Annotated in this window: 9 protein-coding genes; 3 read left to right on the top strand and 6 right to left on the bottom strand. The window is 65.5% G+C overall.

Translation table 11 applies throughout. From position 1 onward, the window contains the following. From ACE3SS_RS13145 to ACE3SS_RS13135, 3 genes are all read left to right on the top strand, one after another. Positions 1-1,798: radical SAM protein (locus tag ACE3SS_RS13145; RefSeq protein WP_374594648.1), on the top strand; the 1,798-nt coding region annotated here is incomplete at its 5' end. Further along, positions 1,795-2,616, top strand: a complete 822-nt coding sequence (locus tag ACE3SS_RS13140) for a fumarylacetoacetate hydrolase family protein (RefSeq protein ID WP_374594646.1) — start codon at positions 1,795-1,797, stop codon at positions 2,614-2,616. The genes ACE3SS_RS13145 and ACE3SS_RS13140, both read left to right, overlap by 4 nt. A gap of 27 nt (positions 2,617-2,643) precedes the next feature. Then, the gene (locus tag ACE3SS_RS13135; protein WP_374594644.1) at positions 2,644-3,120 is read left to right on the top strand and encodes an acyl-CoA thioesterase; all 477 of its coding nucleotides are present in this window, start codon (positions 2,644-2,646) and stop codon (positions 3,118-3,120) included. A gap of 35 nt (positions 3,121-3,155) precedes the next feature. Here ACE3SS_RS13135 and ACE3SS_RS13130 read toward each other — a convergent pair whose 3' ends face one another. The 6 genes from ACE3SS_RS13130 to ACE3SS_RS13105 form a co-directional block, all read right to left on the bottom strand. Beyond that, on the bottom strand, positions 3,156-4,619 hold the full coding sequence (locus ACE3SS_RS13130) for an N-6 DNA methylase (protein ID WP_374594642.1): 1,464 nt from the start codon (positions 4,617-4,619) through the stop codon (positions 3,156-3,158). Between the two features lie 76 nt (positions 4,620-4,695). Continuing rightward, positions 4,696-5,649, bottom strand: coding sequence for a restriction endonuclease (locus tag ACE3SS_RS13125; RefSeq protein ID WP_374594640.1), 954 nt, complete (start codon positions 5,647-5,649; stop codon positions 4,696-4,698). A gap of 271 nt (positions 5,650-5,920) precedes the next feature. After that, a complete protein-coding gene (locus tag ACE3SS_RS13120; RefSeq protein WP_374594638.1) occupies positions 5,921-6,778 on the bottom strand; it encodes a DUF3800 domain-containing protein in 858 nt (285 codons plus the stop codon). Continuing rightward, the gene (locus ACE3SS_RS13115; RefSeq protein WP_374594636.1) at positions 6,775-8,283 is read right to left on the bottom strand and encodes a restriction endonuclease subunit S; all 1,509 of its coding nucleotides are present in this window, start codon (positions 8,281-8,283) and stop codon (positions 6,775-6,777) included. Before ACE3SS_RS13115 ends, ACE3SS_RS13120 begins: the two co-directional genes overlap by 4 nt. Continuing rightward, positions 8,280-11,060 carry a type I restriction-modification enzyme R subunit C-terminal domain-containing protein gene (locus ACE3SS_RS13110; RefSeq protein ID WP_374594634.1) on the bottom strand — a complete coding sequence of 927 codons (2,781 nt, stop codon included), beginning with the start codon at positions 11,058-11,060 and terminating at the stop codon, positions 8,280-8,282. Before ACE3SS_RS13110 ends, ACE3SS_RS13115 begins: the two co-directional genes overlap by 4 nt. 7 nt (positions 11,061-11,067) lie before the next feature. Further along, positions 11,068-11,910: MDR family oxidoreductase (locus ACE3SS_RS13105; protein WP_374594632.1), on the bottom strand; the 843-nt coding region annotated here is incomplete at its 5' end.

The following is an 11,910-nucleotide window of genomic DNA, read 5'->3' as shown; positions in this document are numbered from 1 at the left end:
GGAAGACCTGGCCCTGGCGCTGGTGCTGCGGCTGCTGTCGCGCAGCGGCTTGCAGGCCGTTTACGACGCGGCCGTGCAGCAGCCCGAGGCCACGCGCTCGCGGCAGGTGTGGCACTTCGTCGATCACTTCGCGCGCTACCGCGCCACCATCGACCCGACCATCGCCTTTCTGCAGGGGCGCGACCCCACGCTGGCGCACCGCATCGCCAGCCGCGGCTACCTGCCCGAGGGCGCGCGCTTCGAGTCGCTCGACGCCTACGTGGACGACGAGGGCGGCGACCCGCTGGGCTGGGCCTTCGGCGCGCTGGGTCTGGCCGACCGCGCCAAGCACCTGGCCACGCTCTACCTCAACGACCTGGCCGACGTGCTGCGCGATGCCATCGACCCGCGCTTCGAGTTCGTGCGCTATGCCGAGTCGATCGCGCAGAGTCAGGCCACCTTCGAGCCGCTGGCGCAGGCCCTGGCCGCGCCGCTCAACCTGGTGGACGAGACGTTGCGCGCGCTCACGCTCGACGCCATCGCGCGCCACCAGCCGCGCGTCGTGCTGCTGTCCACGCCCTTCCCGGGCAGCGTCTACGCGGCGTTTCGCATCGCCCAAGCGATCAAGGCGCACGACCCGGGCATCGTCACCGTGCTGGGCGGCGGCTTCGTCAACACCGAGCTGCGCGAACTGCGCGAGCCGCGCGTGTTCGATTACTTCGACTACGTGACGGTGGACGCCGGCGAGCGCCCGCTGCTGTCGCTGCTCGAACACCTGCAGGGCCAGCGCTCGCGCGAGCGGCTGCAGCGCACCTTTGTGCGCGACGAGATCGATGGCGTTGGCACCGTGCGCTACGTGAACTTCGCCGAGCCCGACATCGCCTTTGAAGACGTGGGCACGCCCACCTGGGACGGCCTGCCGCTGGGTCGCTACCTCTCGCTGCTCGACATGCTCAACCCGATGAACCGGTTGTGGTCCGACGGGCGCTGGAACAAGCTCACCGTGGCCCACGGCTGCTACTGGAAGAAGTGCACCTTCTGCGATGTGAGCCTCGACTACATCTCGCGCTACGAGGCCGCGTCGGCCACGGTGCTGGCCGACCGCATCGAGGCCATCGTGGCCGAAACGGGGCAGACCGGCTTTCACTTCGTGGACGAGGCCGCGCCGCCCAAGTCGCTCAAGGCGCTGGCGCACGAGCTGATCGCGCGCGGCAGCGGCATCAGCTGGTGGGGCAACATCCGCTTTGAAAAATCGTTCACGCCCGAGCTGTGCGATCTGCTGGCCGACAGCGGCTGCCTCGCCGTGTCGGGCGGGCTCGAAGTGGCGTCCGACCGCTTGCTGCAGCTGATGAAGAAGGGCGTGTCGGTCGAGCAGGTGGCGCGCGTCACCAAGGCGTTTACCGACGCGGGCATCCTGGTGCACGCCTACCTGATGTACGGCTTCCCGACGCAGACGGTGCAGGACACGGTGGACGCGCTCGAATACGTGCGCCAGCTCTTCGAGGCCGGCTGCATCCAGTCGGGCTTCTTCCACCGCTTCGCCTGCACGGTGCACTCGCCGGTGGGCCTGCACCCCGAAGCATTCGGCGTGACGCTGCAGCCGCTGCCGCCGGTGAGCTTTGCCAAGAATGACATCGCCTTCATCGACCCCACCGGCGTCGATCACGACGTGCTGGGCGAGGCGCTCAAGAAGGCGATCTACAACTTCATGCACGGCATCGGGCTGGACACCGACGTGCGCCGCTGGTTCAGCGTGAAGGTGCCCAAGCCCACCGTGCCGCGCCACTTCATTGCCCGCGCGCTGGAGGCCCGAGCATGACCCCCTCCCCCACCTCCGCTACCGCACCCACCTGGATCGACACCGCCGCCCGCCTGCTGGCCGAGCGGCGCCGCAGCGGCCAGCCCGGGCCGCGTCTGCCCGAGGCCTGTCGCCCGACCGATCTCGACGCCGCCCTGGCGGTGCAAGCCGCCGTCACCGCGCAGCTCGATGAGGCCATCGGCGGCTGGAAGTGCGGCACGCCCTCGCCCGGCAAGGTGGTGCTGGCGCCCATTCACCTGGGCACGATCGAGCGCCACTCGCCTTGCGCGGCCTTTGCTCGCACCATCGACGGCCGCGCGCAGGTCAAGGTCGAGCCCGAGCTGGCCTTCTTGCTGGGCCGCGACCTGCCGCCGCGCGCCGTGCCCTACACGCCGGCCGAGGTGGATGCCGCCGTGGCCCGCACGCACCTGGCGCTGGAGTTGATCGACAACCGCTTCGACGACGGCGCCGAGATCTCGTTTGAAGAAAAGCTCGCCGACGGCCTGGTGAACCAGGGCTTGTGGCTGGGCCCTGAGGTCGATGCCACGCGCGCACGCGGCGCCGCCGCGCTCACGTTGACCCTCACCATCGGCGAGCAAGCCTCGCAGCGCCTCGACGGCCGTCACCCCAACCCGGCGCCACGCGAGCCGCTGCATTGGCTGGCCGAGTTTCTGCGCCAGCGTGGGCAGGGCTTGCGTGCCGGCCAAGCCATCATCACCGGCTCGTACGCGGGCAGCTTCTGGCTGCCGGCCGGCGCGCCCATCTCGCTCGACTATGCCGACGCCGCCGGCTCGCTCGGCACGCTGGCCGTGCAGTTCGCGCCGCGCGCCGCACGCTGATCCGCCCCCTTGCCGAGGTCATCCACCATGAGCCACGCCAGCCTGCCCGCCACCGTGTGGGATCGCCCCGACCCGCACACCCTCGTCGTGACGGTGCAGCCCGAGCACATCGACCTGATGCAGCACACCAACAACGTGGTCTACCTGCAATGGCTCGAAGACGTGGCCTGGGCGCATTCGACCCACCTCGGCCTGGGGCCCGACCGCTACACCGCGCTGGGCCACGGCATGGTGGTGCGGCAGCACGAGCTGAACTACCTGCAGGCCACACGGCTGGGCGACGAGATCGTGCTCGGCACCTGGCTGGTGGGCATCGACAAGCTCTCGCTGCACCGGCAATACCAGTTCGTGCGCGCCAGCGATGGCGTGACGGTGTTTCGCGGCCGCACGCACTTCGTGTGCGTCGAGATCGAAAGCGGCCGGGTGCGGCGCATGCTGCCCGAGTTCTTCGCGGCCTACTCGGCGGCCGTGCGCGAGGTCGCCCCTGACGGCGTCAAGTCATGAGCCCCGATGGAGCGGCCCAGGCGGCCCAAGCTGAATCAGACTGAGCGCGGCAAGGCGGCCGCCACCTCGCGGAAGGCGCTCAGCGCCGCTTCGAGGTGCTCGATGATCTCTTGCTGCAGCACATCGGGCGGCGGCAGGTCGTCGAGGTTGTCCAGGCTGTCGTCCTTCAGCCAGAAGATGTCCAGACTGGCCTTGTCGCGGGCGAGCAGCTCATCAACGCTGTAGAACTTGAAGCGCTCCGTCGCCTGCCGTTCATGCCGGTTCTCGGGGTGGTAGCAGTTGATGAAATCACGCAGGTCGTCGAACTTCAGCGGGCGCGTCTTCAGCGTGAAATGCATGTTGGTGCGCAGGTCGTAGAACCACACGCCCTGGGTGTGCACGCGGCCGTCTTTGGGCGCGTTGTCGAAGAACACCACATTGGCCTTCACGCCCTGCGCGTAGAAGATGCCCGTGGGCAGACGCAGCACCGTGTGCACATCGCAGGTTTCGAGCAGCTTGCGGCGGATCTTCTCGCCCGCGCCGCCCTCGAACAGCACGTTGTCGGGCAGCACCACGGCGGCCCGGCCGCTGACCTTCAGCATGCTCACGATGTGCTGCAAGAAGTTGAGCTGCTTGTTCGAGGTGGTTTCCCAGAAGTCTTGCCGCTCGTAGGTCAGCGCATCGCGGTCTTCCTCGCCTTCTTCGTTGGTGATGGTCATGCTGCTCTTCTTGCCGAAGGGCGGGTTGGCCAGCACCAGGTCCACCTGCCGCTTGGGCTCGGTGATCAGCGCGTCCGAGCGCTCCACCGCCGGCTCGCCGTCCAGCTCGCCCACGTTGTGCAAGAACAAGTTCATCAGGCACATGCGGCGCGTGCCCGGCACGATTTCGTTGCCATGGAAGGTAGCGTCACGCAAAAAGGCCTTTTGCGACTTGTTCAGCGTCACGCCAGGGCGGGTGAGCCATTTGTAGGCACCCAAGAAGAAGCCACCCGTGCCGCAGGCCGGGTCGCCAATCGTCTGGCCCGGCTCGGGGCGCACGCAGGCCACCATGGCGTCGATCAGCGCGCGCGGCGTGAAATATTGGCCCGCGCCGCTCTTGGTGTCTTCGGCGTTCTTCTGCAGCAGGCCTTCGTACAAGTCGCCCTTGGTGTCCACATCCAGGCTGACCCAGCGTTCAGCGTCGATCATCTGCACCAGCCGCGCCAGCTTGGCCGGGTCTTGAATCTTGTTTTGCGCCTTGAAGAAGATGGCGCCCAGCATGCCCGGCTCGTTGCCCAGCTTGTGCAGCGTGGCCAGGTAGTGGGCCTCCAGCGGCTCGCCCGTCTTGCTACGCAGGCTGGCCCAGTCGAACCCTTTGGGGACGTGGGTGGCGCGCCGGTAGGGCGGTTCGGCGTATTCGTGCGCCAGCTTCAGGAACAGCAGGTAGGTGAGCTGTTCAAGGTAATCGCCATAGCCCACGCCGTCGTCGCGCAGGGTGTGGCAGAAGTTCCAGACTTTCTGGACGAGCGTGGATGCGTTCATGGGGAGAGGGGAGATAACAACAGCTTGGGACTAAAAAACGTATGGATTTGCGAACGCGTCGGACTTAGGCGAGATGTCAGTCTTCAGTGAAGAAGTCGTTGTCCAAGCGCTTGAGCTGGTAGGTGGCCGCCACCGACACGCCCAGGTCGTGCTCGATCATCAACTGGGCCAAACGGGCGCCGTCAATCAGCACGATGCGGTACGAACGACTGTTTCGCGCGGCCTGCACGGCAGCGGGCGTGAAGGTGCTCGTGGTGATGAACACGCCTTTGTGCGCGCCCTTGGCGTCCAGCGCCCCTTTGAAATCGCGGATGGGGCCTTCGCCGACCGAGCCTTCCCAGCGTTTGGCCTGGATGTAGATGGCGTCCAGCCCCAGTCGGTCTTCGTTGATCACGCCATCAATGCCGCCGTCGCCTGAGCGGCCGACTGCCTGACCGGCCTCCTGGTGGCTACCGCCATAGCCCATCTTGAGCAGCAGCTTGACGACCAGGCGCTCGAAGAACTCGGGGTCGCAAGACTTCACCGTGCTGATCAATTCGGCGGCCAGGTCTTCATGTGCCAGCTTCAGCGTTTGCTCGATGCGCTCTTCGGGCGCGGCCAGCAGCAAGCCCTCGTCGAGGGGGCCTGCATCGGTGGCGTTGGCCGCCTCGCCGGACGTCGTGGTGGCGATCTGGCTGCTCTTCCATTCCTGATAGCGCGAGGTCAGCTCGGTCAGGTAGGCGCGCGGTTCGAGGGGGCTGGCGAGCAACGCACGCCCTGCGGGAGTGATGCGCCAGATGCCCCGCTCTTTCACCACCCAGCCGGCCTTGCCCATGCCCACCGACGAGAAGCCGAAGATCTTGTGCCAACGCGGCACGCCTGAGTTTTCAAGGCCCTCCAGCGCCCAGGCGTCCAGCGGCACGGCCTGCTCGATGGCCTTGAGCAGGTCGCGGCGACGCAACTGGCCACCCGGCGCGGCGGCCAAGGCTTTCAGGCAGGCTTCGTGCGTGGCGGTGATCAGCAGATCAGAGCGTGAGACAGGCTTGGTCATGGGCTATTTCAAAGGGGCTGTTCGGTCGGCGCCAGATTTATGCGCTGGCGCATAAAAACCGGCCAGCGGCGCATAAATCGGGGGGGCGAACAGTGCTGGCGTTTGCTATCTCATTGTTTTGCATGTGATTTTTCTGCCAGCCCGTTCGTGTGGTTTTATGCGGCGCCATGAAAAAAAGATGAAGCGAATTTGTTGCGAATACGGATGGGCGTAGCCTAGAATTTGCAGAAGTGGACTGGGAGAACCCGGTCGGCGTCTAGCCTCGGTGAGTTCACCGGGGCTTTTCGCTTTCTGGGGGTGGGTAGATCTTCAGCCCCCAGTTTTCATAGTCTTCGCCCACCTTGCCTCGGCCACCCGCGCAAAAGAACTTGCGTCGCAGCACATCAAAGGCGCGGTTGGGTTGCCCGGGGCGCAACACACTCAGGCCAATCGGCCGGGCCACCAAATCGGCAAGTTGCAAGCCCGACGAATTCACCAGTTTGCTGGCAAACACGATGTCAAAAGGCAGCGGAATGCCGAGCCGATTGGCGCCGTCGCAAATGCGCCGGAATTCAAGCTCCAGTTCTCGGTCTTCCTTCTTGCCTCGGCACTCCACTACAACGTGGGTCTTGGTGCCGTCCTGGTTTTTCTCTTGCATCAGCTCGTGCAGCGTCTCAAGGCAAAAACCCAGCGCCAGGTGGTAGGGGTTCTCGGGCACGCCACCCCGGCTGCGTAATTGCTGCTTGTCGATCACGCAGCTGATCAATATGAAATTGCTCTCGTCAATGATGTCGGTGAGCTCATTCATGAACCGCTGCTTGCTGTCTCGGTTCACGAAGCGGAACGCGCCCGTTTCTTTGCGGATCTCGGTTTCATGCAAGACGACCAGATCGTGCCCGAAGTGGTTGAACTTGAACTTCTGCAGGGCTGGCGCCACCTTCTCGGCGTAATGCCGTTTGTAGAACACGCAGAAGGCCAGCACAAATAGCGGGTAGTTCGGGTCCAGCGTCTGCATGCCGTGGTCGCCGCTTTCGTCCACATACACCACGAAGTTGCTGAACCTGCCCGCTGGCGGCATGGCCGATTGCAGGTCGGCCGTGCCCGCGTCAACGGTGTCGAACAAACCGAACTGCTGCGCGTCAGCGCTCATGCCACCTCCTGCGTCTTGCGCCCACGCGGCTTGCGGGCGGGGGCTTGCGCGGCGCGCTCGGCGCGGATGCGGGCCAGCAGCGCGGACGCCGGCTCGTCGCGCGGGTCTTGGGGCACGAGCTGGCCGGAGAAGGCGGCGCGGAGGATGTTTTGGCGTTGGGCGGTGGATTGCTTGAGTGCCCAGTCGATGGCGTGCCCATTCTCAGTAGCGCCACTCATCGCGTCGTCGACCAACGTCACGATCTGAAGCTGCTCTTGAATCGGCGGAACCGGTATCGCCACCTTCTCCAGAATTTCAAGGTTGATGTTTTTCTGTGCCGTGGCCGGCGCCTCGTCTTCAAGCCTCTGCTGCACGCTTCGCATGAAGTACTCGACATATCTAATCGACACGTCATTCGATCCGGCAAGAAAGCCAACAACGCTATCTGGGAAGCAAGCCGCCATTGAAAGAATGGCTGTCTTGCCGATATTGGCGGCAATCGTGATGCACATCGTTCCAACCGGCCACAGCCGACTTTGCTCCAGTCCAGCGTCGCTGTATGTCGCTTCCACCTCTTTTAAAAAGGTGTCAGCGTGTCGGATATCGCCCGTCTGCACAAACGGGTATGCCCCGCCGTAAAGGTGTGGCGCATTGCGCGGACGATGCTTGGAACGTCCTCGATCCAGCCAGCCGACCTGGGACAAGCTCGCCCACACCCACCCCTGCGGCAACGCCGGCAGACCGGTGGTGTCCGGCTGCACCGGTTCGACGTACTTCTTCTGCCAGCCCGGGGGCGGGGTCTTGCCTTGGCTCTTGAACCGGTCGAGCTGCCGGGCCTCCCACCGGGCGCGGCGTTCGGTGAGGATGCGTTGCAGCAGTTGGGCGCCGGGCTCGGCAGGCGGGTGCTGGGCGCGCCAAGCCGCCGTGAGCGCGCCTTCGACGGCGGCTTTCAGCAGCGATTGGCGGTATTGGGTCAGCTTCTTTTGCGCGGCCTGGAGTTCGGCCACGCCGGCATCGAGGTCGGAGAGCAGTTCGTCCAACGTGGCAACGATTCGATCCTGACACGCCGGCGGCGCCACAAAAATCTCGGCGGAGGCGAGCTTCTTGAGTGTCAACCGTGTGATTGCGACCCCCGCAACGTTGTCCATCATCACGGACTTCGTGTGCGGCTCTTGAAGCGCATACAGCAAGTACTTGGACTTCAGTGCGGGGCCTGGCCGAAGAACTCCAACGCTTGATAGCAGCGAGAACTCTTCATCCAGTGGATTGACACAGGCTGTACCGGTTGTCGCGCCATCCTTGACGTAGAGAACGTCTCCTTTGCGAACATCGCATCGACTGTAGATCTCTCGGTGCGTGGCCTCATCAACGTAGGTCAGGTTCGCTAGATCCAACCCCCAAGATTTGATGTTCTTGGCGGTTACGTATTTGTATTGCCCTGCTGGCAAATTGGTCGGCGAGTGGTGCGTGCCATCAGTGATCTTTTCGCAAAGCTCCCCCAGCGCCATCTTCGGAAACCCACTCACGCCACCAACTCCTCATTCATCTCACGCATCAACCCATCCAGGTCTTCACCCAACACACTCCAGGCCTTTTGCAGCCCGCCCTTGCCGGCCAGCTCGGCGTAGTCAAAGTCATCACGGCTGATGGCGCAGCTGCTGGCGATGTGGTCTTTCATCAGGCGCAGCCAGTCGGTCTGCTCGGGGCTGAAGGCCGTGCCGCGCTGGGCGTTGTGCCGAAAGATCCAGGCCTGAAAGCGCTTGTCCACCTCGTCGGCAAAGGGCTTCAATTCTGCGTCGAGCCCCAAGGCAAAACGCACCAGGCTGACCAGATCGGTGAGCTGGCGTTTGCGGTCTACCCCTTTGACCTGGCCAGCCTGCACGCGGGCGTAGGCGGCCCAGAGTTTTTCAGTGGTGAGCATGAGCGGCGGGCGGGCCAGGTGGTCGTGCAGCGCCTCGATCATCTCGAAGGTGAGCGCGCGGCGCTGGTAGGGCTGCTGGTAGAAGAAGCTGAGCGCGGCGATCTCGTCTTTGTGGGCCTGGATGTAGTCGGCAAAGGTTTGTATGGCCACGCGGGCCTGCGCCTCGGCCTGCTCTGAAAAGCCCGCGTAGGTGACCTGATCGAGGTTGACGTGGTCGATGAGCTGCTCGCGCTCGCGGCGGGCGTTTTCGATTTCGTCACGCAGGGCCGGCGCGTCGAAGGGCGCGCAGGCGGCGGCCACGCGCTGGGTGCGGGCGGCTTCGATCTCTTGCGGGCTGAGGTCTTCTTCGCGGCGGCTGATGCCTTGCGCCTGGGCGGTGGCCAGCGCGGCTTGCACGATGGCATCGGGGTCGAGCGCGGCGATCAGGGCGCGGCCCAGCTCGCCCACCGGCACGCCGCCCGAGGCCTGGGCAATGCGCGCCTGGGCCTTGTCGTCAAGCTGCCGGGCCAGGCGCACGAGGCGGTTGGCGAGGCTGAGCACGGTATCGTCGTCACGGCTGCCCATGGCCACGCCTTGCAGCAGATCTTTGAGCGGCACGCCGGGCTTCTTTTCAAGCGGGCGGCATTCGGTCTTGAGGCTCTTTTCAACGCCCACGGCGTCGATCAGCACGAAGCGGTCTTTGGCGCCGCTGGCGCTGTTGCTCACGCGTTGCAGGCCTTCGGCGCTGAGGCTGCGCACGCCGCGGCCCTTCATCTGCTCGTAGTAGCCCCGGCTGCGCACGTCGCGCATGAAGAGCAGCACTTCGAGCGGCTTCACGTCGGTGCCGGTGGCGATCATGTCCACCGTCACGGCGATGCGGGGGTGGTAGTCGTTGCGAAAGGCGGCGAGCACGCTGTCGGGGTCTTCTTCGGCGCGGTAGGTGACCTTCTTGCAGAAGGCGTTGCCCTGGCCGTAGACCTCGCGCACGATCTTGATGATGTCGTCGGCGTGGCTGTCGGTCTTGGCGAAGATCAGCGTCTTGGGTGTCTCTTTTCGGCTGGGGTAGATCTGCGTCTCGACCGCCGTCTTCATGGCCTGGATCACGTTGCGGATCTGGCTGGGGTTGACCACCGAGCGGTCCAGATCCTGCCCGGTGTAGGGCGTGTCTTCTTCGGTTTCGGCCCAGCGCTTCTTGCGGGTGGCGCGGTCGCGGTGGTCCACCCATTCCCGGGCCTTGAGCTCGGCCCCTCTTTGCGTGATCTCGGTGACGATTTCAAAGACGTCGTAGCCCACGTTCACGCCGTCGGCCACCGACTGCTCGTAGGTGTACTCGGCCACGATGTTCTCGTTGAAGAAGCCGAAGGTGCGCCGGTCGGGCGTGGCGGTGAGGCCGATCAGGAAGGCGTCGAAGTAATCCAGCACCTGCTTCCAGAGGTTGTAGATGCTGCGGTGGCACTCGTCGATGACGATGAAGTCGAAGCTCTCGATGGGCACGGCGGCGTTGTAGCGGACGAGCTTTTCTTGCCGGGCGGTTTGCTGCGTTTCGTTGAGCGACACGTCTTCGGCCGATTCGTCGATGGGCTCGCCCGACAAGATCGAGTACATGCGCTGGATGGTGCTGATGCACACCTGGGCATGGGGGTCGAGGCTGCTCGATGCCAGGCGCTGCACGTTGTAGAGCTCGGTGAACTTGCGGGCGTCGTCGGGCGGCGTGTAGGCCATGAACTCTTGATGCGCCTGCTTGCCGAGGTTGCGCGTGTCCACCAAAAACAGCACGCGCTTGGCCCCGGCGAACTTCAGCAACCGGTAGACCGCCGTGATGGCGGTGAAGGTTTTGCCCGCGCCGGTGGCCATGTGGATGAGGGCGCGCGGCTTGTTGCGGGCCAGCGAGGTTTCAAGGCCCGTGACGGCGTTGACTTGGCAGCTGCGCAGGTTGGCGGTGGGCAGCGGCGGCATGGCCTCGGCCAGGCGGCGGCGCAAGGTGCTGGGCTGCGCCTGCCATTCGGCCAATTGGGCCGGCTTGAAGAAGTGGAAGAGCTCGCGCGAGCGGGGCGCCGGGTCGGCGTTGTCGGTGAAGCGGATGATCTGCCCGGTGGCTTCGAACAAGAAGCGCAAGGGTGTGTTGCCTGTGCGCCATTTGAGGTTGGCGCTGGCGTAGCGCTCGGTTTGGCTCTCGGTGGCGGTGAGGTTCTCGCCCGCCTCGTCGCGCTTGGCCTCGATCACACCCACGGCTTCGCGGTTGACGAACAGCACGTAGTCGGCAGGGCCGGTGTCGGTGGGGTATTCGCGCACCGCCACGCCCTGCGCGGCCCCCAGGTTCAAGGCTTTCATGTCCTGCACGACCCAGCCGGCCTGGGCCAGCTTCTGGTCGATGACGATGCGCGCTTTGGTTTCAGGGGTCATGGCTGAATCATCCCACCCTCACCACCACCCGCCCCCGCACCTGACCGGCCAGCAACTGCTGCGCGGTCGAGATGGCTTGGTCGAGCTCGATGGTCTGCGTGAGCCGCGCCAGCTTGGCTACGTCGAGATCGCGCGCCAGGCGCTCCCACGCAATCAGGCGTTGCGGCAGCGGGCACATCACGCTGTCGATGCCCGCCAGGGTGACGCCACGCAAGATGAACGGCGCCACCGTGGACGGGAAGTCCATGCCGCCCGCCAGACCACAAGCGGCCACCGTGCCGCCGTAGCGCGTGGCCGCGCACACATTGGCCAGCGTGTGGCTGCCCACGGTGTCCACCGCCCCGGCCCAGCGTTCTTTGGCCAGGGGCTTGCCGGGGGCGCTGAAGGCTGCGCGGTCGAGCACCTCAGCCGCGCCGAGTTCTTGCAGATACGCCGCCTCGTGCGGGCGCCCGGTGACGGCCACCACGCGGTAGCCCAGCTTGGCGAGCAAGGCCACGGCCACGCTGCCCACGCCGCCGGCCGCGCCGGTCACCACCACCTCGCCCTTGTCGGGCGTGACGAGATCGCGCTCCAGCGCCAGCACGCACAGCATGGCGGTGTAGCCCGCCGTGCCGATGGCCATGGCCTGCTCGGGCGTGAACGCGCCGGGCAGCGGCACCAGCCAGTCGCCGCTGACGCGTGCCTTTTGCGCCAAGCCGCCGGGGTGGGTTTCGCCCACGCCCCAGCCGTTGAGCACCACCGCGTCGCCCACCTGGTAGTCGGGGTGGGTGCTGGCCTCGACCGTGCCGGCGAAGTCGATGCCCGGCGTCATCGGAAACTTGCGCACCACCGGGGACTGGCCGGTGATGGC

Source organism: Aquabacterium sp., assembly GCF_041915145.1.
Lineage (GTDB): Bacteria > Pseudomonadota > Gammaproteobacteria > Burkholderiales > Burkholderiaceae_C > Aquabacterium.
The sequence above is the reverse complement of the archived record's forward strand: the minus strand, read 5'-3'. Positions and strand labels throughout refer to the sequence as shown.

Excerpts from the sequence above, each read along its gene's own strand:
- ACE3SS_RS13135 (WP_374594644.1), top strand. The coding sequence starts at position 2,644 with ATGAGCCACGCCAGCCTGCCCGCCACCGTGTGGGATCGCCCCGACCCG.
- ACE3SS_RS13120 (WP_374594638.1), bottom strand. The coding sequence starts at position 6,778 with ATGAGCGCTGACGCGCAGCAGTTCGGTTTGTTCGACACCGTTGACGCG.
- ACE3SS_RS13125 (WP_374594640.1), bottom strand. The coding sequence starts at position 5,649 with ATGACCAAGCCTGTCTCACGCTCTGATCTGCTGATCACCGCCACGCAC.
- ACE3SS_RS13130 (WP_374594642.1), bottom strand. The coding sequence starts at position 4,619 with ATGAACGCATCCACGCTCGTCCAGAAAGTCTGGAACTTCTGCCACACC.
- ACE3SS_RS13140 (WP_374594646.1), top strand. The coding sequence starts at position 1,795 with ATGACCCCCTCCCCCACCTCCGCTACCGCACCCACCTGGATCGACACC.
- ACE3SS_RS13110 (WP_374594634.1), bottom strand. The coding sequence starts at position 11,060 with ATGACCCCTGAAACCAAAGCGCGCATCGTCATCGACCAGAAGCTGGCC.